Raw genomic sequence first — 25,929 nt, 5'->3', positions numbered from 1 at the left:
GAATGTCAACGCAATAGTTAGGTTGCTTTGTATTTAGTTGATAAATGGTGGGACTAAAAGCAAAAAGATCGCAGCCTTCGGCAGCTCCTACGGGATCGCGTACCCCCATGAATATGGATGTACGCTGCCTTTGTAGGAGCTGCCGAAGGCTGCGATCTTTTGATCTTCAGGAGGGCCTAGAAATCCCGCTTGTAGAAGATGTCCAGCGAACTGGCCACGCCGCTGGCGGCTTCGAGGTAGACCTTTTTGCTCAGTTTGTAGCGCAAGGCGATGGTGTTGGCCGGTTCGAACACCCCGACGCCATAACGCAGGCTGAGCTTTTCCGAAATATTGCCGCTGGCCACCACGGCGGTGTTGGCACCGCTGCCTTGGGTGTCGAGCTGGAAGTCCTGAATGCCCAGGTCCTTGGCCAAACCGCTGGTCACCCCGGAACTGCCCATCAAACCCAACCCGAGAGCAGCCTGGGCAAGCATGTTGTTGTCTTCACCGGTAGTGCTCAGCGGACGCCCCAGCACCAGATAGGACAATGCCTGCTCCTGACTCATCGCCGGTTCGGAAAAGATCTGCGTGGTCGGCTGCTCGGCACTGCCACTCAGGCGAATGCCGGCGATGACGTCGTCGGTCTGGCGAATCGCTTCGATGTCCAGATACGGCTGATCGATGGGACCGGCAAACAACAGACGCGCCCGGCGCACCGTCAGTCGCTGACCGTAAGCGCGGTAACGCCCGTCGTTGAGCCACAGCTCGCCACGGGTGTCCATGTTGTCGCCGATGTGCACCTGGCCTTGCAGGTTAGCGGTCAGGCCGAACCCGGCAAAGCTGAGTTTGTCCTGCCCCACCACCACATCGATGTCCATCGCCATGGCCATCGGCGGTTTGCCCTCTTCGGTCTGCTGACCGACGATCACCGTGTCATCGGAGACCTTGACCGTGGACGGCGGCAGCTCGCGCACGATGATCTCGCCCTTTGGCACCAGCACTTTGCCGACGATTGCCAGTCTGTCGTCCTTCATGGAGATCTTCAGGTCCGGCGCGACTTCCAGCGCGGCGTAGGGCTCGACGGTGACCGGCAACTGCGAGCCCTTGAGCGCCAGATCCACCACCAGCGCCTGCCCCCAGGCGATGTTGCCATTGAGGCTGCCCTGCCCGCTCTTGCCGCTTTTCCAGCCGCCGTTCAGTTGCACGGTTTCGCCGGCAATCACGGCTTGAAGTTGCAAGGCTTCGAGCGCCATCGGCAACTCAGGCCCGGAGATTTCACCGTCGCGCAGCTCAAGGTTGCCATTGACCAGCGGTGCCAGCAGTCCGCCGGACAATGTGCCGCTGCCGCTCAAATGCCCGGTGAGTTTCTCGACCATCGGCACAAACGGCCGCGCCACCGACAAGTCCAGGCCACTGAGGCGGAATGAACCGGTCAGCGGTTTGTTCTTCGGTAGCGGGTTGATTTGCGCCTGAACCATCAGTTCACCGAGCTTGCCGCCGACAAAGTTGAGGTCGGTGTCGATGCGTTTTGGCGTGAGTTTGCTGGTGAGTTTCAGGGTCTGATACGGGAAGTCCAGCCATTGCTCCTTCTCACGCATACGCAAGGTGCCGCCACTGGCGTCGATGCTGACCAGGCCGTTCGGGCCGCTGGCCGGCAAGTCCAGTTGCAGGTCGGCGTTGAGCTTGCCCTGCCAGGCGAAATCCTTCGGCAACCACTGCGCGAGGCTGTCGATGGGGAACTGCTTGAGGTGATAACGAAGCTTCGGCTCGGGCATCAAACGCTGGTCTTCGCCGCACAGGCTGGCCGGGCCGGACATCCAGCAATGGGCGCCGAAGTTGATTTTGCCGTCCGCCAGTCGCTCAAGCTTCGCCGGATTTTGCAGTTTCCAGGCCTGACCGCCGGCCTGGATATCGCCACTGGCCAGACGCCCACGCCAATTGCCCTTGTCCAGCGTGCCATCAAGACCGAGCGCCAGTTTCAGCTTCGGTCCTTGCAGATCGAGGGCGAGCTTCTGGTTTTTGATGTCGCCCTGACCGCTGGCGGTCAACGTGCCCAGTGACGTGTCGCCGGTCTGGATGCCGCTGCCCTTGAGGTCGATTTTCGCCCGCTGGGCGCTGTCGAGGGTGGCGTCCAGATTTAGGCTTTGCAGGCGATTGTCTTCGAACGCCAGTTGCGTGCCTTGCAGACCGAGCTTGCCTTGTGGCGCTTTGAGCGTGCCGGCGACATCGACCCGACCATTGAGCTGACCGCGCAGTTGCGGCCAGAGCTGGGCCAGACGCGGCAGCTTGATGTCGAGCTGGCCGGTGAGCTTCTGTTGCAGGCTGCCTTTGCCGTTGATGCTGTTGTCGCCGAGGCGAATCTGCAAGGTATTGAGGTTCCACTGCTCGCCGGCGCCATCGGCCTTGGCTTGCAACACCGCCGGTTGCCCGCGCAGCTTGCCTTTCAGGTCCAGATCGGCGGTCAGGCTGAGTTGTTCATTTTTCATCTCGCCTTTGCTGCGCAATGGCCCAGCCAAGGTGCCCGGCAATTCCGCGAGCCAGTACGCCGGGTTGATTGCCGAGAGGTCCAGCGCCGTATCCCAGGCGATACCGTCGGCGAACTGCAGATTCAGGTGCCCTTCGGCCTTGCCCTGCCCTGCTTCGAGTTTGAATTGCGGCAGGTGGATTTTGCTCAAGTCGCCGCTGAACGGGCTGTTCAGACTGAACGCCCCCGCCGGGCCATCCAGTGCGGCTTTGAAGTTACCGATGTAGTTGCCGTCGGTGTAGGAGACTTCACCGTTGAAGCTACGCAGCGCCACTTGCGGCTCGTCGATCAGCGGATAGAGACGGCGCCACGGGAAATCCAGCCAGTCGATTTTCGCTTCAGCACTCAGGCCTTTGCTCCAGTCCACTTGCCCGGTGAGTTTGAGGCTCTGTTTGTCGTTGGCCGTCAAATCAAGACCGGCGATCTGCGCGCCCTTGGCGTCGACCTTGCCTTGCAGCAACAGAGCAACCGGGCCTTGCTCTGCGGGTAACGTGGCTTTGCCGAGCAATTGGTAACCGTTTTTCAGGTCGCCGTCGCCGGTGAGCTCCAGTTGATTGAGTTGCAGGGTGTCCGGCAGATCGGCGCTAGGTTTGAAGCCGTCGGCGGTGATGCGCACGTTGGCCGGGAGGTTTTCAACGAGCGGTTGCAGTTCACCGGTGAGTTGCCCGTTCAGGTAGCCGCTGCTGTCGGCTTTCAGGTTCAGGGTTTTCAGCAGATCGCCGTCGACCTTCAGGGTCAGTGCCCATGGTTCGGTACCCGGAGACGGTAAAGTCAGTTTGCCTTCAGCGGTCAGCGGCCAGTTGCCGCTGGGTTGCAGCAGGCCGGACAGGTTCAGGCTCAGTTCATCACGCTGCAAATGCACCGAGTCGATCTGCAAACCCTTCTCGGTCCAGTGCGCTGCCAGTTGCAGCCCCTTGAGTTCTTCACTGCCGTTGAACAGCAGGCGGCCGATTTTGACGTCGCCCAATTCGATGGCCAGCGGCAATTTCAAGTCCGGCAGACTGATCGGCCCGCTGCTTTCCTCTTCCACGCCCGGCGGGAATTGCAGGCTGACCTGCTCCGCCTGCAATTGCTCGATGCACAACGTCATGCGCATCAGGCACAGCGGCGACCAGGCGAAAATCGCTTTGTCCAGCTCGACCCGGCTGCTGTCCTGCTGCCACTCCAGATGATCGGCGCTCCACTGCCCACCCAAACGGCCCTGGAAATTCTCCACGGTCAAACCCGGCACAAACCCGAGCGCCCAGCGACTGCCCGTCGGAGTACCCAGCACGGTGACCAGTGTCAGAACGATCAGCATCAGCAGCGCCGGGATCGCCAGCAGCGTTATTTTCAAACCACGCTTCACAGCTCAGGCCCCATGGAAAAGTGCAGTCGAATGCCGCCGTCGTCGTCCATCGCGTGGGCCAGGTCGAGGCGAATCGGCCCCACCGGAGAGACCCAGCGCACGCCAATACCGACCCCGGTTTTGAGGTTCGGCAGTTCGAGTGTGTTGAAGGAGTTGCCCTGGTCGATGAAGGTTGCGACCCGCCATTTTTCGGCGATGGAATATTGATACTCGACGCTGCCGGCCACCATGTAACGGCCACCGATACGGTCGCCATCAGAGTTTTCCGGGGACAGGCTCTGGTAATCGTAACCGCGCACGCTCTGATCGCCACCGGCGAAGAAGCGCAAGGACGGCGGCACCGATTTGTAGCCGTTGGTGGCGCTGCCGCCGACCTGCACCCGACCGAGCAAGCGGTGTTTGTCAAAGACCGTGGTCAGGCCTTTAACCAGCGCCGTGCCGTAGAGCAAGTTGGTGTCCGAACCCAATCCTTCCTTGGCGACTTTGGTTTCGAATTGCAGGCGATAACCGTTGTGCGGATCGATGCGGTTGTCGCTTTTCAGGTACGAATAGCTCACGCCGGGCATTAGCAGGGTGCTAAGCCCCGAATCGTCACCGAGTTGGTATTCCTCGCGCTGCCATTTGAGTGATACCACCCGCTGCCAGCCGCTGGGCAACTTGCTGTGCCATTCGGGGCCGAGGGTCAGCAGTTTGCTGAGGGTATCGGTGCCAGAGATTTCTTCATATTGATAACCACCGGCAAAACGCAGTTTGTCGGTCAATGGTGGGTCCAGCGGAACGTCGTAAAACAGCCCGACGTTCTGCCGTGGCGCCGAAATCTCCGCCTCCCAGCCGTAACTATGCCCTTGAGGATTGACCCAATGCCGCGTCCAGTTGGCTTTGACCCGTGGACCGACGTCGGTGGAAAAGCCCAGACCGAGGCCCATGGTCCGTGGCTTGCGGGTTTCCAGTTTGACCGCCACCGGGATCACGTCATCCTTGGATGCGGTCGGCGCCGCGTCGACGCGCACGCCCTCGAAATAACCGCTCGATTGCAGCGCCTGATTGAGTTCGGCGATCAGTTCGGAGTCGTAAGGCGTACCGGCCTTGAACGGCACCATGCGTTGCAGCAGGTCTTCGTCGAACGGCGTGTCGCCTTCAAAACTGACTTTGCCCAGCGCATAGCGCGGGCCGCTGTCGTAGATCAATTCGATGTCGGCGACGCCGGCGCGCGGGTCCACCAAGAGTTTCTGGCGGGTGAAGCGCCCACTGAAAAAGCCGTAGCGCGAGGCCTGGTTCTGGATCAGCCGCTTGGCGTCTTCGTAACGGCCATGGTTCAGCACCGCGCCGGGTTTGAGCAGATCGCTTTTCGGTACTCGAAAGGACTTGAAGGAGGCCGCCGGGCCGTCGATGCGCACCGTGACGTTGCGCAAATGGATCGGCTCACCGGGGTCGATGTTCAGCACCAGGCGCGGCGTCTTGCCGCCCTTCACGTCGCTGTCGATTTGCGGCTGGTAATAACCCAATGCCTGGGCGGCCTTGCGCGCCTGTTCTTCGGCGCCGCGACTGAAGCGCAGCAAGGCTTCTTCATCGCGATCGCCGAGGCTACCGATATAGCCTTCTATATTGGCCTTCAGTTCATCGTTGGACGGTTTGATCCGCACATCCAATTCACTTTGCGCCAGCGCCGCGCAGCTGGAGATCAGCATCAGCACGCCACTGGTAAATCTTCCGGGAAACTTCATAGCGCGGATGCTATCACGAGCTTGGGAGCCTGATAGAGCCTGACCTGCCGCAAAAGTTCTACCCTTATGCCGTTGCTGTTTGTAACACCTGCGGATTCGCGTGGAAAAACACGTGCTCAAGAATCGGGCCTACTGCTACTTCGCCGATTTCCTCATAGCCCTGTCGCTTATAGAACTCCAGATAACGAGGATTCCCGGTGTCGAGGATCACGCCTTGGGAGTGTTCATCGACCGCGCACCAGTTGTGCACCGCTTGCAGCAATTGTTCGCCGAAGTGCTTGCCCTGGAATTGCGGATGAACCCCCAGCAGCGGCAGGACATGCACCGAGTCAGACGGCACGCACGCCATCACGGCGGCGTGGTAATCGAGGTAGCGTCGGGTACAGCGAAACCCGGTGCTGAGCACCATCCGCAGACGCCAGGCCCAGCTTTCGGTAATGCCCAGGCGGCGTTGCGGCGGCGCGATCAGAGCAATGCCAATCAAGCGGTCATTGACCAGCAGGCCGATGGCCGGCAACTCCTGAAGAAAGTGTTGCTTGACCAGTTCGCGCACCGTCGCCCGTACTCGCTGTTCGTAACCGGGGCGTTCGGCCTCGAACAGATAGCCGAATGTCGGCTCGTGCCGGTACGCCTGATACAACAGGGAGCGGGCTTCACGGGAATAGCCGCTGTCGAGCATGTGAATATCGGCGATGAGGGTCGAGGTTTCAGGCATAGCGGTAGATCTCCCCTGGGCGCGGCTCAAAAATGGCGGCGCTCTTATTGTTACGAGCATGTTGGCGCTGGCACAGTTCCTGATTGATCCGAAATCAGTGGTGGTACTAAACCGTCATCGCGAGCAGGCTCGCTCCCACAAGGTATAGACCAGACTCATAACCTGAGGGAGCGAGCCTGCTCGCGATTGGGCCATAACGGCCTACACAAAGCTGACGGGCAAAAACGAATCGCCTTACCCCAAGGCTGGCCCCATTCCTACATGTCAGCTAGCATCGCATTTTTGCCAGGACTGCCGACCATGAAGATCGTCTCCTTCAACATCAACGGGCTGCGCGCTCGCCCGCATCAGCTGGCGGCGCTGATTGAAAAGCATCAACCGGACGTGATCGGCCTGCAGGAAACCAAGGTCCACGACGACCAGTTCCCCCTGGCCGAGGTTCAGGCACTGGGTTATCACGTGCATTTCCATGGGCAAAAAGGCCATTACGGCGTGGCCCTGCTCTCGCGCCAGGAACCGATTGCCTTGTACAAAGGTTTCACCACTGACGAAGAAGACGCCCAGCGACGCTTCATCTGGGGCACTTTCGCCGACGCCAATGGCTTGCCGGTGACCATCATGAACGGCTATTTCCCACAGGGCGAAAGCCGCGATCACCCCACCAAATTCCCAGCCAAGGAACGTTTCTACAGCGATTTGCAGCAGTTGCTGGAAAGCCAGTTCAGCAACGACCAGCCGATTGTGGTGATGGGCGATGTGAACATTTCCCCGGAAGACTGCGACATCGGCATCGGCCCGGACAACATGAAGCGTTGGCTGAAAACCGGCAAATGCAGCTTCCTGCCCGAAGAGCGCGAATGGATGGCCCGCCTGAAGAATTGGGGCCTGGTCGACAGTTTCCGTCACCTGAACCCAGACGTTGCCGACCGTTTCAGCTGGTTCGACTACCGCAGCCGCGGGTTTGAAGATGAGCCCAAGCGCGGGCTGCGGATTGACCTGATCATGGCGTCCCATGGGTTGTTGCCGCGCGTGAAGGATGCCGGCGTGGATTACGATTTGCGCGCAATGGAAAAGCCCTCCGATCACGCACCGATCTGGCTTGAGTTGAGCTAAGAAACAAAAGATCGCAGCCTTCGGCAGCTCCTACAGAATGTACGCCACCCCAGTGTAGGAACTGCCGAAGGCTGCGATCTTTTGATCTGTCATCGTTCAGAAACCTTACTGACTTATTCTCCCGGCACTTTCCCAGGCTTATAAGGTGCCGGCATGACGCTGCGCGTGTTGTTTGTGTCGATGCTCGCCGCCCTGCTGCCGTTAACGGTGTCGGCCAGCGATTTGCCGACGCCCGAACGTGGCCCGGTGTTGCGCATTCAGGGCTCCAACACCATTGGCGCGGCATTGGGCCCGGCGCTGGTCGAGGGCTTGATGCGCGAACAGGGCCTGCTCAAGGTTCATCGCGAAGCCCCGGACAAAGCCAACGAACAACGCATCGTCGGCGAAACCGTTCAGGGACGCCGAGTCGAGGTGGAGGTCGCGGCCCATGGTTCCAGCACCGGGTTCAAAGCCCTGAGAATCGCCTCTGCCGATCTCGCGGCTTCGTCGCGCCCGATCAAGGACAACGAGCGGCTGGATCTTGAGCCGCTGGGCGACCTGAAAAGCCTGATTGCCGAGCAAGTCATCGCCATCGACGGGCTGGCAATCATCCTTCATCCGCACAATCCGCTGAAGCAACTCAACACCGAACAACTGGCGCGAATCTTCAGCGGCGAAGTGAAAACCTGGGAAGCACTCGGCAGCAGCGGTGGGACGATTCATCTCTATGCGCGGGATGATCAATCAGGCACCTATGACACGTTCAAGGAACTGGTCCTCAGCCCGCGTGGGAAAACCCTGAGCGGCAACGCGAAACGCTTCGAATCCAGCGAGCAATTGTCGGATGCCGTCAGTCTGGACCCGCAAGGCATCGGCTTCATCGGTTTGCCTTATGTGCGCCAGGCCAAAGCCGTGGCCATTGTCGATGGCGACTCCCAGGCCATGCTGCCGGTCAATAGCCTAATCGCGACGGAAGATTACCCGCTATCCCGTCGGCTGTTCTTTTACCTGCCGCCAAATGGGAAAAATCCCTGGGCCAAGGCCTTGGTGAAGTTTGCCCAAAGCAGCAAAGGTCAGGCGATCGTCGCAGCCAATGGCTTTATCGCACAGACCGTTCAGGCCATGGCCGTCACACCGAATGCGCTGATGCCCGAGGATTATCAGGCACTCAGTCGCCATGCCCAGCGGCTGACGGTGAATTTCCGTTTCGAAGAAGGCAGCGCGACGCTGGACAACAAGGCCCGACAAGACCTGTCGCGGGTACTCGACTATATAAAGCTGCACGACAAAACCAATCGGCAGGTGACGCTAGTGGGGTTTGGCGACGCCAAGAGCGACCCGGCGCGGGCCGATCTGCTGTCGAAACTGCGGGCCATGGCGGTGCGGCGAGAGCTGGTGAAAAGCGGCGTGGTGTTTCGCGAGATTCGCGGGTTCGGCGCCGAGATGCCGGTGGCGACCAACAGCGGGGATGAGGGGCGGATCAAGAATCGGCGGGTTGAGGTTTGGGTGTATTGAAACGGAGTGCGAACAACTGTGGCGAGGGAGCTTGCTCCCGCTCGGCTGCGAAGCAGCCGTAAAACCAGGCGATCCGGTACATCTGAAACAACCGGATTGCCGTATTTTAGGGCCGCTTCGCGCCCCAGCGGGAGCAAGCTCCCTCGCCACAAAAGCCCACCCGTCTTACTGACCGCTACGCATCATTTCCTTCGGCACATATTTGCCGATCTCGAACTTGCCGATCGCCGCGCGGTGCACTTCGTCCGGGCCGTCGGCCAGACGCAGGGTGCGTTGCATGGCGTACATGTAGGCCAGCGGGAAATCGTTGGAAACCCCTGCCCCGCCATGGATCTGGATCGCCCGATCGATCACCCGCAATGCCACGTTCGGCGCCACGACTTTGATCTGCGCGATTTCGCTCTTCGCCACCTTGTTGCCGACGGTGTCCATCATGTACGCCGCTTTCAACGTCAGCAGGCGCGCCATGTCGATCTCCATCCGCGAGTCGGCGATTTTGTCGATGTTACCGCCCAGACGCGCCAGGGGTTTGCCGAACGCAGTGCGGTTGACCGCACGCTTGCACATCAACTCCAGCGCACGCTCAGCCATGCCGATCGAACGCATGCAGTGGTGAATCCGGCCCGGGCCGAGGCGACCCTGAGCAATTTCGAAGCCGCGCCCTTCGCCCAACAGGACGTTTTCGTACGGCACCCGGACGTTTTCGAACAGTACTTCGGCGTGACCGTGAGGCGCGTCGTCATAACCGAACACCGGCAGCGGACGCACAATCTTCACGCCAGGGGTATCCACCGGCACCAGAATCATCGAGTGCTGCGCATGACGCGGTGCATCCGGATTACTCAGGCCCATAAAGATCAGGATCTTGCAGCGTGGATCGCAGGCGCCAGAGGTCCACCATTTCTTGCCGTTGATCACCCATTCGTCGCCATCACGCACAGCGCGGGCGGCCATGTTGGTGGCATCAGACGAGGCCACGTCCGGCTCAGTCATGGCGAACGCCGAGCGGATCTCGCCGCGCAACAGCGGTTCGAGCCAGCGTTGCTTCTGCTCTTCATTGGCGTAACGCACCAGCACTTCCATGTTGCCGGTGTCCGGCGCGGAGCAGTTGAACGGCTCAGGGCCCAGCAGCGAGCGGCCCATGATTTCCGCCAATGGCGCATATTCGAGGTTGGTCAGGCCGGCGCCGAGTTCGGATTCAGGCAGAAACAAATTCCACAGGCCTTCAGCTTTGGCCTTGAGTTTGAGTTCTTCCATGATCGCTGTCGGCTGCCAGCGATCGCCCTCGGCGACCTGGCGTTCGAACACCGCTTCAGCGGGATAAACGTAGGTGTCCATGAACGCGGTCACGCGCTCACGCAGTTCTTGCACTTTGGGCGAATAAGCGAAATCCATGGGCAGCTACCTTCTAAAGGGAGGTTGTTCAGGTCATGCAATCGATGCTAGAACAGCGTTGATAATTTACCTAGCCTATTCTCGGCGTGTATTAACATTCATCACCGATATATGATCGACTGATCGAGCCACCTTCCTAAAACAAGAAGCAGAGAGCGCAGCGCAATGAATCTGAGCAAGGTCGACCTCAACCTTTTCATCGTCTTCGACGCGATCTACACCGAAGCCAACCTGACGCGCGCCGGGCAGATTGTCGGCATCACTCAACCAGCCGTCTCGAACGCTCTGGCCCGCCTGCGCGAGACCTTCAACGATCCGCTTTTCGTGCGTACCGCCCAAGGCATGGTGCCCACACCGATGGCGCAGAACATCATCGGCCCCGTGCGCAACGCCCTCTCCTTGCTGCGGGTGTCGGTGCAGGAAAGCCGCATCTTCAACCCGTTGCAGGCGGTCAAGACTTACCGCATCAGCATGACCGACCTCACTGAAGCGGTGATCCTGCCGCCGCTGTTCCAGCGCCTGCGACGCCTGGCGCCGACGGTAATCATCGAAAGCTTCTTGTCCAAACGGCGTGAGACCACCAAGGAATTGGCCGCCGGTCGTCTCGATTTTGCGGTGGATGCGCCACTCAACACCGACCCGCAGGTGCGTCACGTCAAGTTGATGGAGGACCGTTACGTGTGCGCCATGCGCAAGGGCCATCCGTTGGCGGGCAAAGAGAAATTCACCCTCGACGATTATCTGTCCCTGACCCACATCCATATCTCCAGCCGTCGCAGCGGTCTGGGTTATGTCGACCTGGCCCTGGGCAAAATGGGTATCCAGCGCAAGATCGCCCTGCGCTCCCAGCATTACCTGATGGCGTCCCAGGTGTTGCAACAGACTGACATGGTAATGACCGTGCCGGAACGCTTCGCCCGTCGCCATGACTTGTACGCGGTGAACCTGCCGGTTAAAGAGGTTCCGCCGGTGGAAACTCACCTCTACTGGCACGAAAGCACTGACCAGGACCCGGCCAACCGCTGGATGCGCGAGCAAATGATCGAGTTGTGCCAACAGGTTACGGCGCATGAGAAGAAGCTGGATAAGGTGTAGGGCTTTGGACCGCAGCGCCCTCATCGCGAGCAGGCTCGCCCCCACAGGGAATCTCTGTTTTACACAAATGTTGTGTTCACCGTAGATCTATTGTGGGAGCGAGCCTGCTCGCGATGGGGCCAGCAAGAACAGTGGAAACCTCTGCCCCTTGACGTAAACGTCAACCTGCCATTAGCTTAGCGCCATGACCTTTTTCGAGCGCTTCCATGAGCAGCCAGACCTATAGCATTTCCGACCTCGCCCGCGAGCTCGACATCACCACCCGGGCTATTCGCTTCTATGAAGAGCAAGGCCTGCTCAGCCCCGAGCGTCGTGGCCAGGAACGCATTTACTCGCCCCGTGACAAGGTCAGCCTGAAGCTGATCCTGCGGGGCAAGCGCATTGGTTTTTCCCTGGCCGAATGCCGCGAGCTGATCGAGCTCTATGACCCCTCCAGCGGTAACACCAAGCAACTGCACAGCATGCTGGCGAAAATCGCCGAGCGTCGGGAACAACTTGAACAGCAACTGCTGGACATCGAACAGATGAAACTGGAACTCGACACGGCCGAAGAGCGCTGTACTCAGGCGCTGGAACAGACAATCAAGAGCCAGCAGGCCGTCCAGTAGGTCTACATAATCCCCTGTGGGAGCGAGCCTGCTCGCGAAAGCGCCGGGTCAGTCGACATCAATGTTGAATGTGCTACCGCCATCGCGAGCAGGCTCGCTCCCACAGGGTTCTCTGAACATTCAGACAATCAGCACAGGTCCATTGCCATGTCCCTACCCACCCACGTACGCCTGGTCGAAGTCGGCCCCCGCGACGGTCTGCAAAACGAAGCCCAGCCCATCAGCGTTGCAGACAAGGTGCAACTGGTCGACGCACTGACCGCTGCAGGCCTGGGTTATATAGAAGTCGGCAGTTTCGTCTCGCCCAAATGGGTGCCGCAAATGGCCGGCTCCGCCGAGGTCTTCGCGCAGATCCAGCGCAAGCCGGGCGTGACCTATGGCGCCCTCGCCCCCAACCTGCGGGGCTTTGAAGATGCCATCGCCGCCGGGGTCAAGGAAGTCGCCGTGTTTGCCGCAGCATCCGAATCGTTTTCCCAGCGCAACATCAATTGCTCGATCAGCGAGAGCCTCGAGCGCTTCGTACCGATCATGGACGCCGCCAGACAACATGGCGTCAGCGTGCGCGGTTACGTGTCCTGCGTGCTGGGCTGCCCTTACGAAGGGGACATCGCACCGGAACAAGTCGCCCGGGTTGCTCGTGAGCTCTATGCGATGGGCTGCTACGAGGTTTCGCTGGGAGACACCATCGGCACCGGCACCGCTGGCGCGACCCGCAAGATGTTCGAAGTGGTATCGGCCGATGTACCACGTGAAAAACTGGCCGGGCACTTTCACGATACTTACGGCCAGGCCATGGCCAACATCTACGCCAGCCTGCTGGAAGGCATCGCGGTGTTCGACAGTTCCATCGCCGGCCTCGGCGGCTGCCCATACGCCAAGGGCGCCAGCGGTAATGTCGCGACCGAAGACGTGGTTTACCTGCTCAACGGCCTGGGTATTGAAACCGGAATCGACCTGGACGCCTTGATTCGAGCCGGCCAACAGATTTGCGCGGTGCTGGGGCGCCCTACCGGTTCGCGCGTGGCCAAGGCCCGCAGCGCACAGTGACAGTGTGAATGTGTCCGGGTGTTACCGCGTGTTCTGAAACGTGGGCGGAAACGAGTAACACGGAAACAAATTGTCGGGTTTGGGTTGGATGAAAAACCCTACGAAAAACTCAAGGCATTGAATTTAAAGGGTTTTTAAAAGTTGGCACGGCTTCTGCTATCTCTATGGCATAACAAGAATAAAAACTGCAAACCAATAAAAATAAGACGTAACGACTCTGACATAACAAGAACAACACGGCAGAGACGCAGCTAACAGATTTTTTTGGAGAGGATGTGCTTTTCAGGGTGCTTTTCGAAGTAACCCGCAACCGGGCAGAGAACAATAAAACTACCTTCAGGTAGCTCCCGAACTGGTTGGATCGCTTAGCGAAAAAGTAGATCAGCGCTCAAAAAAATACGTTTGCTCTTGATCCCGGATGGGGATCGACAAAAACAGCGGTAAAGGGCCACGGTTGCCAAAAACAACAACAGACCGCCCCTCAATAATAAAAAAAGAGCACGTACGACAAAATTAAAGGGGAGCTTCGGCTCCCCTTTGTGCTTTCTGCCCCTTGTATACCCCCTGCGCAACACCCTCTGACTGCCCGCTCGTCGAAACTGTCATAAATGGCAGGTCAAATCAAAACCCGGATCTCCTATAACTCGCCTTCCCTTCGGGGATTGCAGGGACGCTCATGATCCATGCCATGAAGGTCTGGAGCTGTTCCGTTGGCCACCGCTGTTCGTCAACGTCTCTCGAATGAGTACACGTCCCTTTACTGGATAAAAAGGAGACGAACATGATCACGTTGAAAACCTTCAAGCTGCCCGCCAAGGTAACGGGCAGCACCGCCGATATCACGTTGGGAGAACAACTGATCCGCGCCTGGCGGACAGATGGCATTTTCCAGATCAAGACCCGTGTCGAACAGGATCGCAAGACGCAAGCGGCAATAGCCGTCAGCAAGCGCTTTTTCAAGAAACCTCAAACCTTCAAAAGCGGTTGCATCAACGATTCAGCCTACAGCGGCTATATCGCTTCCGGCGAGGAGATCACTGCCGGCCAGGCGGATTACTCGGAGATTTTCACCATTTGCAAAGACTTGCCCGAGAGTGATCCGCGCGTCCAGAAGGGCTGGCCTTGCCATGGTCCGGTGCCATGGCCCGATAGCGTTTATCACAAACGCATGAAAGCGTTCATGGACGAGCTCGGCGCAGCAGGCGAGAAACTACTCAAACTCACGGCGCTAGGCATGAACCTGCCAATCAGCACCTTCACCGACCTGACACGCGATGGCTGGCACCACATGCGCGTATTGCGCTTCCCGACCGAAACCTCTAAATCATCCCGTGGCATTGGCGCGCACACGGACTATGGCCTGCTGGTCATCGCGGCCCAGGACGACGTCGGCGGTCTGTACATTCGCCCACCGGTCGAGGGCGAGAAGCGCAACCGCAACTGGCTGCCGGAAGAAAGTTCGGCAGGCTTGTTCGAACACGAGGCCCCCTGGACTTTCGTGACACCCACGCCAAGGGTGTGGACGGTGTTCCCTGGCGACATCATGCAGTTCATGACCAATGGCTACCTGCTTTCCACCCCACACAAGGTCAAGCTCAATACTCGTGAACGCTTCGCCTGCGCGTACTTCCACGAACCGGGTTTCGAAGCTTCTGCCCGACCGTTGTTCGAACCAGGCAGCCAAGAGCGCATTCATTACGGCGAGCACTTCACCCATATGTTCATGCGCTGCTACCCGGATCGAATCACCACCCGACGCATCCACGAGCAAAATAGCCTCGCGCGGCTGGAAGAACTGAAAGCGCGCGACAAGCGAGCTCCGCAATTTGCAACCCACTCATAGGCTGAGCGTGCCCTGGCCGGTATTGCCGGTCAGGGCATTCAAACCTCGTGGCGATCCGTTGAGGCCAACTCCTCGATGCTGATCTCACGCATCCGGAACTTCTGGATCTTGCCAGTCACCGTCATCGGAAACTCCTCGACGAACTTGAAGTAACGCGGCGTCTTGAAGTGTGCGATGCGCTCCTTGCACCAGGCTTGCAGTTCCTGCTCGGTGGCGCTGTGGCCGGGGTGGAATTTGATCCAGGCGACGATCTCTTCACCATAACGGGAACAAGGGATGCCGATCACCTGCACGTCGGCTACCGCCGGGTGGGTGAAGAAGAACTCTTCCAGTTCCCTTGGGTAAACATTCTCACCGCCACGGATGATCATGTCCTTGTTACGCCCGGCGATGCACACGTAGCCTTCGTCGTTCATGCTCGCCAGATCGCCGGTGTGCATCCAGCCCGCCTCATCGATAGCCTCGGCGGTGCCTTGCGGGTTGTTCCAGTAGCCGAGCATCACGCTGTAGCCCCGAGTACACAGCTCACCGATGGTGCCACGTGGCACCAGGTTGCCCGCCTCGTCGATGATTTTGCTTTCCAGTTGCGGCTGTGTTCGGCCAACGGTGGTGACGCGCAATTCCAGCTCGTCTGACGGACCGGTCTGCAAAGACACAGGGCTGGTTTCCGTCATGCCGTAGGCAATCTGCACTTCGCTCATGTGCATTTCATTGATAACCCGGCGCATCACCTCGATCGGACACGTCGCCCCAGCCATGATCCCGGTGCGCAGGCTCGACAAATCAAACTCGGCGCGCTTGGGCTGATCGAGCATGGCGATGAACATGGTTGGCACGCCGTAAAGCGCGGTGGCTTTCTCTTCGTCGACGGTGCTCAGCGTCAGCAATGGATCAAAGGCGTCGTTGGGGTAAATCATGGTGCTGGCGTGGGTGACACAGCCAAGGTTGCCCATGACCATGCCGAAGCAGTGGTACAGCGGCACCGGAATCACCAGCCGATCATTGGCCGTCAGCCCCAGGCTTTCGCCGACCATGTAACCGTTGTTGAGAATGTTGTAGTGGCTGAGGGTCGCGCCCTTGGGGAAACCGGTGGTGCCGGAGGTGTACTGGATGTTTACCGCTTGATCGAAATGCAGACTGTCCTGGCGTTCGCGCAATTGCTCGATTGACACGCTGGCCGCCAAATCATTCAGCTGCGACCACGGCAGGAAACCCGATGGCGGTTGCGCATCCAGGCTGATCACCCCGCGCAGTTCCGGCAGGCGTTCGCTCTGCAACTGGCCGATGGATTGCTCCGTCAGTTCCGGAACCAATCCTTGCAACATGCCGTGATAGTCGGAGGTCTTGAAGGCCCCGGCACAGACCAGCCATTGACAACCGGACTGCTTCAACACGTATTCGAGTTCGGAACTGCGGTAAGCCGGGTTGATGTTGACCAGGATCACGCCGATTTTCGCGCTGGCGAACTGGCTGATGCACCACTGGGCACAGTTCGGTGCCCAGATGCCGAGCCGGTCACCGGCCTGCAAGCCCAACGCCAAAAATGCTCTGGCGTGCAGGTCGACGGTCTCTGACAGTTGCTGCCAGGTGTAGCGCAACCGCTGATGGCGCACGACCAGCGCCTCCCCGTTCGGGTATTGCGCGACCGTATTATCGAACGCCTGCCCGATGGTCATCGCCAGCAAGGCTTTGTCCTGGGAACCACGGGTATAGCTGCGCTGCGGGCTTGCACTGGGTTGATCCATGACGACCCCTATTGTCTTTATTGTAGGAGCGAGGCTTGTGTGGCGAGGGAGCTTGCTCCTGCTCGGCTGCGCAGCAGTCGTGAAATCAGCTATCGGGGGATGCCTGACACACCTCGGATGCTGACTTTGCGACCGCTTCGCGCTCGAACGGGAGCAAGCTCCCTCGCCACTGAGTGCGACGCTGGTCTTTCAGAACTGACTCTACTCTCGCTCAAGTTGACGTTAACGTAAAGGGTCATTGACAGCCATTCGTCACAGGCTTACGTTAACGTAAAGGTGAGAGCCGAATCACTGCCCTCCCCACCCTACAAAAAAGCCAAAAGGTGCCCCATGAGCTACCCATCCCTGAACTTTGCCCTCGGTGAAACCATCGACATGCTGCGCGATCAGGTTCAGTCCTTCGTCGCTAAAGAGATCGCCCCGCGCGCCGCTCAGATCGACATCGACAACCTGTTCCCCGCCGACCTGTGGCGCAAATTCGGCGACATGGGCCTGCTGGGTATCACCGTGCCGGAAGAGTACGGCGGTGCGGGCCTGGGTTACCTGGCGCACGTCGTCGCCATGGAAGAAATCAGCCGTGGTTCGGCCTCGGTCGCCCTGTCCTACGGCGCCCACTCCAACCTCTGCGTCAACCAGATCAACCGCAACGGCACTCACGAACAGAAAAGCAAATACCTGCCGAAGCTGATCAGCGGCGAGCACATCGGTGCCCTGGCCATGAGCGAACCAAATGCCGGTTCCGACGTGGTGTCGATGAAACTGCGCGCCGATAAACGTGGCGACCACTACGTACTCAACGGCAGCAAAACCTGGATCACCAACGGCCCTGACGCCAACACCTACGTGATCTACGCCAAGACCGACCTGGAAAAAGGCCCGCATGGCATCACTGCGTTCATCGTTGAACGTGATTCCAAAGGCTTCAGCCGCAGCAACAAATTCGACAAGCTCGGCATGCGCGGTTCGAACACCTGTGAGCTGTTTTTCGATGACGTCGAAGTGCCGGAAGAAAACATCCTCGGCGTGCTCAACGGCGGCAGTGAAAGTGTTGATGAGCGGCCTCGACTACGAGCGCGTGGTGCTCTCGGGTGGTCCAACCGGGATCATGCAGGCTTGCATGGACCTGATCGTTCCGTACATCCATGACCGCAAACAGTTCGGCCAGAGCATCGGCGAATTTCAGCTGATCCAGGGCAAAGTCGCCGACATGTACACCCAACTCAATGCCAGCCGCGCCTACCTTTATGCGGTGGCCCAAGCCTGCGAACGCGGCGAAACGGCCCGCAAGGACGCCGCCGGAGTCATCCTCTACAGCGCCGAATGCGCGACCCGAATGGCCCTCGACGCGATCCAGATTCTCGGCGGTAACGGCTACATCAACGAATTCCCCGCCGGTCGTCTGCTGCGTGACGCCAAGCTGTACGAAATCGGCGCCGGCACCAGTGAGATCCGTCGCATGCTCATCGGTCGCGAACTGTTCAACGAAACCCGCTAAACGGAGCTGCACATGGCTATCCTGCATACCCAGCTCAACCCCCGTTCGGCGGAGTTCGCGGCCAACAGCGCGGCAATGCTCAAGCAGGTCGACGCCCTGCACACCCTGCTTGCGCAAGTGCAGCAAGGTGGCGGTCCGAAGGCTCAGGAGCGGCATACATCGCGGGGCAAACTGCTGCCCCGTGAACGGATCAATCGCCTGCTCGATCCCGGCTCGCCATTTCTGGAAATAAGCCAACTGGCGGCCTACGCGGTGTATGGCGAAGACGTTCCCGCCGCTGGCGTGATTGCCGGAATCGGCCGGGTGGAAGGCGTCGAATGCATGATCGTCGCCAACGATGCCACCGTGAAAGGTGGCTCGTACTACCCGCTGACCGTGAAAAAACACCTGCGCGCGCAAACCATCGCCCAGCAAAATCGCCTGCCCTGCATCTATCTGGTGGACTCCGGCGGCGCCAACCTGCCGCGTCAGGATGAAGTGTTTCCGGACCGCGAACACTTCGGGCGGATCTTCTTCAACCAGGCCAACATGAGCGCCATGGGCATTCCGCAGATTGCGGTGGTCATGGGCTCCTGCACCGCCGGTGGCGCTTATGTACCCGCGATGGCCGACGAGGCGATCATGGTTCGTCAGCAGGCAACGATTTTCCTTGCCGGCCCACCGCTGGTGAAAGCCGCGACGGGTGAAGTGGTCAGCGCCGAAGACCTCGGCGGGGCCGATGTCCACTGCAAGATTTCCGGGGTTGCCGACCACTACGCCGAAAGCGATGAACACGCCCTCGCCTTGGCCCGGCGCAGCGTCACCAACCTCAATTGGCGCAAGCTCGGTGAACTGCAACAACGCACGCCGATCGCGCCGCTGTACAGCAGCGACGAGTTGTACGGCGTGGTGTCGGCGGACGCCAAGCAACCGTTCGACGTGCGCGAAGTGATCGCGCGGCTGGTGGATGGCTCGGTGTTCGATGAGTTCAAGGCATTGTTCGGCACTACGTTGGTCTGCGGCTTTGCCCACCTGCACGGTTACCCGATCGCGATCCTCGCCAACAACGGCATCCTGTTCGCCGAAGCCGCGCAAAAAGGCGCGCACTTCATCGAACTGGCCTGCCAGCGCGGCATCCCGTTGCTGTTCCTGCAAAACATCACCGGTTTCATGGTCGGTCAGAAATACGAAGCCGGCGGCATCGCCAAGCACGGCGCGAAACTGGTGACGGCCGTGGCCTGCGCCAAGGTGCCGAAATTCACCGTGATCATCGGCGGCAGCTTCGGCGCCGGTAACTACGGCATGTGCGGTCGGGCCTACGATCCACGCTTCCTGTGGATGTGGCCGAACGCACGGATCGGCGTGATGGGAGCCGAACAGGCGGCAGGCGTGCTGGTGCAGGTCAAGCGTGAGCAGGCCGAGCGCAGTGGTCATCGCTTCAGCGCCGAGCAGGAAGCCGAGATCAAGCAACCGATCCTCGATCAGTACGAAGAACAGGGTCACCCCTACTACTCCAGCGCCCGGCTGTGGGACGACGGCGTCATCGACCCGGCGCAGACCCGCGACGTGTTGGCCCTGGCCTTGTCGGCGTCGCTGAACGCGCCAATCGAACCGAGCCGCTTCGGCGTGTTCCGGATGTGATCGGGAGAAAATCATGAGCGACTTCAACACCCTCGAACTGCTGACCGATCCGCGGGGTTTTGCGACCTTGTGGCTCAGCCGTGAAGAAAAAAACAACGCCTTCAACGCCGAAATGATCCGCGAACTGATCCTCGCGCTGGACAAAGTGTCGAGCGATGCCAGCCTGCGTTTTCTGTTGATCCGCGGACGCGGCAAGCATTTCAGCGCCGGTGCCGATCTGGCCTGGATGCAGCAATCGGCCGAACTCGATTACCACACCAACCTGGATGACGCCCGGGAACTGGCGGAGTTGATGTACAACCTCGCCAAACTGAAAGTTCCGACGCTGGCCGTGGTGCAAGGCGCGGCGTTCGGCGGCGCGCTGGGCCTGATCAGTTGCTGTGACATGGCCATCGGTGCCGATGACGCACAGTTCTGCCTGTCGGAAGTGCGCATCGGCCTGGCGCCGGCGGTCATCAGCCCGTTCGTGGTGCAAGCCATCGGCGAGCGCGCGGCACGCCGCTATGCCTTGACCGCAGAACGTTTCGGCGGGCAACGGGCTCGGGAAATCGGCTTGTTGTCGGAAAGCTACCCAATGGCTGAGCTGGAGCAGAAAGTCGATCAGTGGATCGACAACCTGCTGCTCAACAGTCCGGCGGCCATGCGCGCCAGCAAGGACTTGCTGCGTGAAGTCGGCCATGGCGCGCTGACTCCGGCGCTGCGACGCTACACCGAAAACGCCATCGCCCGAATCCGCGTCAGTCCCGAAGGCCAGGAAGGCCTGCGCGCCTTCCTGCAAAAACGCTCGCCAACCTGGCAAGCCGAAACCACCCTCAAGGAGCCGCGTTGATGAGCGCACCTGTTCTCACCACCTTGCTGGTGGCCAACCGCGGCGAAATCGCTTGCCGGGTGATGCGCACCGCCAAAGCCCTGGGCCTGACCACCGTGGCCGTGCACAGCGCCACCGACCGGGATGCCCGGCACAGCCGCGAAGCCGATATCCGCGTTGACCTGGGCGGCAGCAAAGCCGCCGACAGTTACCTGCAAATCGATAAACTGATCGCCGCCGCGAAAGCCAGCGGCGCTCAGGCGATTCATCCCGGTTATGGTTTTCTCTCGGAGAACGCCGGGTTCGCCCGCGCAATCGAAGCGGCCGGTCTGATTTTTCTCGGCCCGCCCGCCTCGGCCATCGACGCCATGGGCAGCAAGTCCGCGGCCAAAGCCCTGATGGAAACTGCAGGCGTGCCACTGGTGCCCGGCTATCACGGTGAAGCCCAGGACCTCGAAACCTTCCGCGACGCCTGCGCACGCATCGGTTATCCGGTGCTGCTCAAGGCCACGGCGGGCGGCGGCGGCAAAGGCATGAAAGTGGTCGAGGACGTCAGCCAACTGGCCGAAGCCCTGGCCTCGGCGCAACGTGAAGCGCTGTCCTCGTTCGGCGACTCGCGGATGTTGGTGGAGAAGTACCTGCTCAAGCCACGCCACGTGGAAATCCAGGTATTCGCCGACCAGCATGGCAACTGCTTGTACCTCAATGAACGTGATTGCTCGATCCAGCGTCGGCATCAGAAAGTCGTCGAGGAAGCCCCGGCTCCGGGTCTGAGCCCGGAACTGCGTCGCGCCATGGGCGAAGCCGCTGTGCGCTCGGCACAGGCCATCGGTTACGTCGGCGCCGGCACCGTGGAGTTTTTGCTGGATGCGCGCGGTGAGTTCTTCTTCATGGAGATGAACACGCGCCTGCAAGTTGAACACCCGGTCACCGAAGCGATCACCGGCCTCGATCTGGTGGCCTGGCAAATTCGCGTGGCCCGCGGTGAAGCGCTGCCGATGACTCAAGACCAGGTGCCGCTGATCGGCCATGCGATTGAAGTGCGGCTGTACGCCGAAGACCCGGGCAACGATTTTCTACCGGCGACCGGGCGTCTGGCGTTGTATCGTGAATCCGCCGCAGGACCGGGGCGTCGCGTCGACAGTGGTGTCGAAGAAGGCGACGAGATTTCGCCCTTCTACGACCCGATGCTCGGCAAGCTGATTGCCTGGGGCGAAGACCGTGAGCAGGCGCGGCTGCGTTTGCTGAGCATGCTTGATGAGTTTGCCATCGGCGGGCTGAAAACCAACATCAACTTCCTGCGCCGAATCATCGGCCACCCTGCATTTGCCGCAGCGGAGCTGGATACCGGGTTTATTCCGCGTTATCAGGAACAACTGCTGCCAGCACCTTCAGACCTCAGCGATGAATTCTGGCAAGCGGCCGCGCAGGCATTTGCCCAGAGCCAGCCGAGCACGACCCGCACTGATGACCTGAGTTCGCCTTGGGGTATCGGCAACGGATTCCGCGCCGGACTGCCAACAGAAATCACCCTGCATTTGAGTTGCGAAGAGCAAGACCGGGCGTTGACTTTGGGTGATGCCGACGCTCATACCGCGCAGCTCAAGGGTGAATACCTGCTGACCGAACACAACGGTTTGCGTCGCCAGCACCGGGCAATCCGCCGGGGCGATACGCTGTATCTGCAATGGGACGGTGAGCTGCGCCGCATCGAGTCGTATGACCCGATCAGTGCCGTCGAAGCCAGTCACAGCCATCAGGGCGGACTCACCGCGCCTATGAACGGCAGCATCGTGCGAGTGCTGGTGGAGGCTGGGCAAACGGTCGAAGCCGGGGCGCAATTGGTGGTGCTGGAAGCGATGAAAATGGAGCACAGCATTCGCGCGCCACACGCTGGAATTATCAGGGCGTTGTATTGCCAGGAAGGCGAGATGGTCAGCGAAGGCAGTGCGTTGGTGGAGTTGGAACACGCGTAAAATGAAGATCGGTCCTACGCGTTGCGAGGACCGATCTGATTAGAATTTGGCAGTCGCCTGAACCACTACGCCGATAATTCGGCATTCCTCGGTGAAAAGGGCTTTCGGATAGGTCGGATTGAGCGGGACCAGGTAACGCTGCCCACCCTCTTCGATCAGCTTGCGAAAAACCGCCTCGGCGCTGCCGGGCCATTGGGCGATCACCAGTTTGCCAGGCTCGGGCACGATGGCCGGGTCCACCAGAATCAACATGTCCGCGGCAATGCTCACCCCCGTGGGTGCGGTCATCGCATCGCCAACCACCACCAGCCAGAACGCTGCGCCCTGGGCATGGTAATCGGACAACTCGAAGCGCGGCTTGCTGACAGTCGATGAGGCACCGTAAGCCGATAGTTCTCCATCGCGCACCTCTCCGGTTTCCCGCCAGTCACTGACCGGGTAGCGAAAGTACGGGTTGTACTTTTGCGTCAGAGAGATCTCCTCATCCTGTGAGATCTGCGGTTCCCTGATCACCATCGCGACTTCCAGATAGTCCATCCCCAGCGCCTTCAAGACACGGTTCATCTCTTGGATGCGGGGCTGACGACGTTTATTCAGCCAATGGCCGACGCCGCCCTGGGACATTCCGATGCGCTCGGCGAGTATTTCTTGAGTGACTTTGAGTTCACTCATTTTGGCCTTGACCAATTCAATCCATTTATCCATGTGCGGCACGATACGTGGGGTACTCCGACCAACAAAACACAAATTGTAGTATTTAAATTCAAGACACAAATACAGTACGTACTAAGCTGGGCTCACGGATTTGAATCTCTCACGGAGCTTGCCATCGTCATGACCATCCCCAGCATTACCCTGCCCGACATGCAATTCGACACCACACTCAACTCGCCAAAAGGCTCGGCTGCCGCGCAGCGGGCACTGGACTATTACTTGAAACCAGCTGTGTCAGAACAGGCCGGCGAAGAACGTTTCTTCGATGTGAACCGTAACATCAGCAGCGAAGAGGCATTGGTCCATGCTTCGGATCTGTTGCGATGTGCCGCCGCCACCGCGCACGAATCAGCCAACCAGCTGCAGGGCGCAAGCCGGGATCTGGCGTTTTCGACGGTGCACATGATCGACATGGCCAAGGCGATGGTCGATCGATCCCTGGAAGGGGCACAGCAGGGCTGAGGCGAATACGCAGGAGTAGAAAGGAAAGAATTTTCCAATCACGCAGATAAAACATTTGACTTGCAAATGATAATGATTATTATTGCATGCATCTGGTCGCGAGATCAGTCGATGGACCAGGGACCTTAGGTCGGTCTCCTGGACTATCTCCTCATCAGGCTAATCACGGTTTTTGACCCGGCTTTTTGCCGGGTCTTTTTTTGCCAGTTATTCTGGCTTTGGCTTCAGGCTAATGAAGTCTGTGGGTGCTGCAAAATTCGATTGGCGCGGATGATATCAAAAGAATATCTGTTGGCAAGAGAGGCCCGGTAGCATTGGGCCAAACTAACGCAAAATAGCACTTGAGAATCACTTGCACAGTCTCTAAGCTGCATCGGCGTCAAGGAGGACGCCCCCCCTTTTCACCCTCGCAATTTCCCCCGGTTTTTCCCTCCCTTGCGTGTAAAGTAGCAGCCATAAAAAACATACTCAGGAATTGATTATGGCCGTGGCTAGATCTTCTTTCGACATCAACGCGAACTTCGACAGTGGCAACATCGAAGTGCTGGACATCAGCAATCCTTTGCAAGCACTGCTGGCGATCAAGCCAGACACTCGCAGCCAGCATTTCCAGTGGTTCCACTTCAAGGCCAGCGGTCTGCACGTCGGACAGGAGCATTGGTTTCGCCTGAACAACGCCAGCAAATCCTCGTACAACAAAGCCTGGGATGGCTATCAGGCGGTAGCGTCCTATGACCACGTCAACTGGTTCCGGGTGCCGACCATCTTTGAAGGCGACTGCCTGCGTTTCAGCCTGGAAGCCACTGCCACCCATGCCTGGTTCGCCTACTTCGAACCTTACAGCCGGGGCCGTCATGACTGGCTGATCGAACAGGCATTGACCAAAGCGGGCACTGAACTGCTGGCCACCGGCAAAAGCGTTGAAGGTCGCGACATCCAGTTGTTGCGCAAAGGGACGGGTGCCGAAGGTCAGCGCAAGGTCTGGATCATCGCCCAGCAACACCCGGGCGAACACATGGCCGAATGGTTCATGGAAGGCGTGATCGAGCGTCTGGAAAAACACGACGACCCGGTGCTGAAAAAACTCCTGGCCAGCGCCGACCTGTACCTGGTGCCGAACATGAACCCGGACGGCGCTTTCCACGGTCATTTGCGCACGAACGCCATGGGCCAGGACCTGAACCGCGCCTGGCAGAGCGCCAGCCAGGAAGTCTGCCCGGAAGTGCTGTTCGTTCAGCAACAGATGGAAAAGTATGGCGTCGACCTGTTCCTCGACATCCATGGCGATGAAGAAATCCCCCACGTGTTCACCGCCGGTTGCGAAGGCAACCCGGGCTATACGCCGCGGATCGAAAAACTCGAAGAGCATTTCCGCAGTCATCTGAAACATCAGACCAAAGACTTCCAGACCAAGTACGGCTACACCCGCGACGAGCCTGGCAAAGCCAACATGACCCTGGCCTGCAACAGCGTCGGTCAGAAGTTCGACTGCCTGTCGCTGACCCTGGAAATGCCCTTCAAAGACCACAATGACGCACCGAACCCGCTGACCGGCTGGTCCGGCAAACGCTCCAAGCAATTGGGCAAGGACGTGCTGACGACCATCGCCGACATGGTCGATACCCTGCGCTGATTATTTAAGATCAAAAGATCGCAGGCTTCGCCAGCTCCTACAGGGTTTTGTGTACGCCTGGAGCTGGCGAAGGCTGCGATCTTTATTCTTTTGATCTTTTACTCAGCCACAATCCGCACACAATCCTCCGGTCCCAACAAACGCCCATCCTCGGCACGCAATTCCAGCGGCCGCACCGGTCGACCGTTCTCACGATCGACAACCCGCGAATGCGTCTCCCCCGCCTCAAAGAAAAACGCCTCGCCCCACTGCCGCAATCCGATGATCAACGGGAACAGGCCGTTGCCCTTCTCCGTCAGCACGTATTCCTGATACGCGCTGCCGTCCGACGCTGGCACCAGATCGAAAATCCCGTGAGCCACCAACGTACGCAGGCGTGCCGAGAGGATGTTTTTGGCCATGCCCAGATTGCGCTGGAACTCACCGAATCGCCGCAAGCCATCGAACGCATCGCGCACGATCAATAACGACCACCAATCACCAATCGCGTCCAGTGAACGGGCGACCGGGCATTCGGCGCCTTCCATGCTTGTACGTTTAACCATGACCGCGTCCGCCGGCAAACAAATGTGGTTGCAATATAAAACCAGA

18 protein-coding genes and 1 pseudogene are annotated in these 25,929 nt (G+C 59.3%); 12 read left to right on the top strand and 7 right to left on the bottom strand.

Features of this window, described 5'->3' with window-relative positions:
* Positions 1 to 176: 176 nt before the first annotated feature.
* From ACZ89R_RS28880 to ACZ89R_RS28870, 3 genes are all read right to left on the bottom strand, one after another.
* Positions 177 to 3,851 (bottom strand): translocation/assembly module TamB domain-containing protein, encoded by a 3,675-nt coding sequence (locus ACZ89R_RS28880; RefSeq protein ID WP_429547340.1) that lies wholly within the window; start codon positions 3,849 to 3,851, stop codon positions 177 to 179.
* A complete protein-coding gene (locus ACZ89R_RS28875; protein ID WP_429547341.1) occupies positions 3,848 to 5,575 on the bottom strand; it encodes an autotransporter assembly complex protein TamA in 1,728 nt (575 codons plus the stop codon). Before ACZ89R_RS28875 ends, ACZ89R_RS28880 begins: the two co-directional genes overlap by 4 nt.
* A gap of 64 nt (positions 5,576 to 5,639) precedes the next feature.
* Positions 5,640 to 6,290, bottom strand: coding sequence for a GNAT family N-acetyltransferase (locus ACZ89R_RS28870; protein ID WP_429547342.1), 651 nt, complete (start codon positions 6,288 to 6,290; stop codon positions 5,640 to 5,642).
* Positions 6,291 to 6,590: 300 nt separating this feature from the next.
* Here ACZ89R_RS28870 and xthA point away from each other — a divergent pair, with 300 nt between their 5' ends.
* The gene (xthA, locus tag ACZ89R_RS28865; protein WP_429547343.1) at positions 6,591 to 7,403 is read left to right on the top strand and encodes an exodeoxyribonuclease III; all 813 of its coding nucleotides are present in this window, start codon (positions 6,591 to 6,593) and stop codon (positions 7,401 to 7,403) included.
* A 153-nt stretch (positions 7,404 to 7,556) separates the two neighbouring features.
* The gene (locus tag ACZ89R_RS28860) at positions 7,557 to 8,897 is read left to right on the top strand and encodes a substrate-binding domain-containing protein (RefSeq protein ID WP_429547344.1); all 1,341 of its coding nucleotides are present in this window, start codon (positions 7,557 to 7,559) and stop codon (positions 8,895 to 8,897) included.
* Positions 8,898 to 9,062: 165 nt separating this feature from the next.
* Here ACZ89R_RS28860 and ACZ89R_RS28855 read toward each other — a convergent pair whose 3' ends face one another.
* Positions 9,063 to 10,292: an acyl-CoA dehydrogenase gene (locus tag ACZ89R_RS28855; protein ID WP_030130892.1), complete on the bottom strand. Its 1,230-nt coding sequence runs from the start codon at positions 10,290 to 10,292 to the stop codon at positions 9,063 to 9,065.
* A 165-nt stretch (positions 10,293 to 10,457) separates the two neighbouring features.
* Between ACZ89R_RS28855 and ACZ89R_RS28850 the strand changes: the two genes are divergently transcribed.
* The 4 genes from ACZ89R_RS28850 (at position 10,458) to ACZ89R_RS28835 (ending at position 14,885) form a co-directional block, all read left to right on the top strand.
* On the top strand, positions 10,458 to 11,387 hold the full coding sequence (locus ACZ89R_RS28850; protein ID WP_007904083.1) for a LysR family transcriptional regulator: 930 nt from the start codon (positions 10,458 to 10,460) through the stop codon (positions 11,385 to 11,387).
* A gap of 206 nt (positions 11,388 to 11,593) precedes the next feature.
* A complete protein-coding gene (locus tag ACZ89R_RS28845; protein WP_008068244.1) occupies positions 11,594 to 11,995 on the top strand; it encodes a MerR family transcriptional regulator in 402 nt (133 codons plus the stop codon).
* A 147-nt stretch (positions 11,996 to 12,142) separates the two neighbouring features.
* The gene (locus tag ACZ89R_RS28840; RefSeq protein WP_063343084.1) at positions 12,143 to 13,042 is read left to right on the top strand and encodes a hydroxymethylglutaryl-CoA lyase; all 900 of its coding nucleotides are present in this window, start codon (positions 12,143 to 12,145) and stop codon (positions 13,040 to 13,042) included.
* A 781-nt stretch (positions 13,043 to 13,823) separates the two neighbouring features.
* Entirely contained in the window at positions 13,824 to 14,885 is a 1,062-nt protein-coding gene (locus ACZ89R_RS28835) for a 2-oxoglutarate and iron-dependent oxygenase domain-containing protein (RefSeq protein ID WP_429547345.1), read from the top strand.
* Between the two features lie 38 nt (positions 14,886 to 14,923).
* Here ACZ89R_RS28835 and ACZ89R_RS28830 read toward each other — a convergent pair whose 3' ends face one another.
* Positions 14,924 to 16,630, bottom strand: a complete 1,707-nt coding sequence (locus tag ACZ89R_RS28830) for an AMP-binding protein (RefSeq protein WP_429547346.1) — start codon at positions 16,628 to 16,630, stop codon at positions 14,924 to 14,926.
* Between the two features lie 330 nt (positions 16,631 to 16,960).
* Between ACZ89R_RS28830 and ACZ89R_RS28825 the strand changes: the two are divergent.
* The 4 genes and pseudogenes from ACZ89R_RS28825 to ACZ89R_RS28810 all read left to right on the top strand — a co-directional run bounded on the left by ACZ89R_RS28825 (position 16,961) and on the right by ACZ89R_RS28810 (position 22,529).
* Positions 16,961 to 18,125, top strand: a pseudogene (locus ACZ89R_RS28825) (isovaleryl-CoA dehydrogenase).
* 12 nt (positions 18,126 to 18,137) lie between these two features.
* The gene (locus ACZ89R_RS28820; RefSeq protein WP_429547347.1) at positions 18,138 to 19,745 is read left to right on the top strand and encodes a carboxyl transferase domain-containing protein; all 1,608 of its coding nucleotides are present in this window, start codon (positions 18,138 to 18,140) and stop codon (positions 19,743 to 19,745) included.
* A gap of 13 nt (positions 19,746 to 19,758) precedes the next feature.
* Complete coding sequence (locus ACZ89R_RS28815; protein WP_123496604.1) at positions 19,759 to 20,574, top strand: gamma-carboxygeranoyl-CoA hydratase; 816 nt, start codon at positions 19,759 to 19,761, stop codon at positions 20,572 to 20,574.
* Positions 20,574 to 22,529: an acetyl/propionyl/methylcrotonyl-CoA carboxylase subunit alpha gene (locus ACZ89R_RS28810; protein WP_429547348.1), complete on the top strand. Its 1,956-nt coding sequence runs from the start codon at positions 20,574 to 20,576 to the stop codon at positions 22,527 to 22,529. The genes ACZ89R_RS28815 and ACZ89R_RS28810 overlap by 1 nt, the downstream gene beginning before the upstream one ends.
* 39 nt (positions 22,530 to 22,568) lie before the next feature.
* On the opposite strand, the gene ACZ89R_RS28805 is transcribed toward ACZ89R_RS28810, so the two are convergent.
* Positions 22,569 to 23,234, bottom strand: coding sequence for a LexA family protein (locus ACZ89R_RS28805; RefSeq protein WP_123496600.1), 666 nt, complete (start codon positions 23,232 to 23,234; stop codon positions 22,569 to 22,571).
* Positions 23,235 to 23,363: 129 nt separating this feature from the next.
* Here ACZ89R_RS28805 and ACZ89R_RS28800 point away from each other — a divergent pair, with 129 nt between their 5' ends.
* Positions 23,364 to 23,705 (top strand): DUF6124 family protein, encoded by a 342-nt coding sequence (locus ACZ89R_RS28800; protein ID WP_123496598.1) that lies wholly within the window; start codon positions 23,364 to 23,366, stop codon positions 23,703 to 23,705.
* 481 nt (positions 23,706 to 24,186) lie between these two features.
* On the top strand, positions 24,187 to 25,338 hold the full coding sequence (locus ACZ89R_RS28795; protein WP_429547349.1) for a M14 family metallopeptidase: 1,152 nt from the start codon (positions 24,187 to 24,189) through the stop codon (positions 25,336 to 25,338).
* A 98-nt stretch (positions 25,339 to 25,436) separates the two neighbouring features.
* Here the strand turns inward: ACZ89R_RS28795 and ACZ89R_RS28790 are convergent, their stop codons facing one another.
* Positions 25,437 to 25,883 (bottom strand): winged helix-turn-helix transcriptional regulator, encoded by a 447-nt coding sequence (locus tag ACZ89R_RS28790; protein ID WP_429547350.1) that lies wholly within the window; start codon positions 25,881 to 25,883, stop codon positions 25,437 to 25,439.
* Between the last annotated feature and the right edge of the window lie 46 nt (positions 25,884 to 25,929).

The organism is Pseudomonas sp. TE3728 (assembly GCF_056279145.1).
The sequence above is the reverse complement of the archived record's forward strand: the minus strand, read 5'-3'. Positions and strand labels throughout refer to the sequence as shown.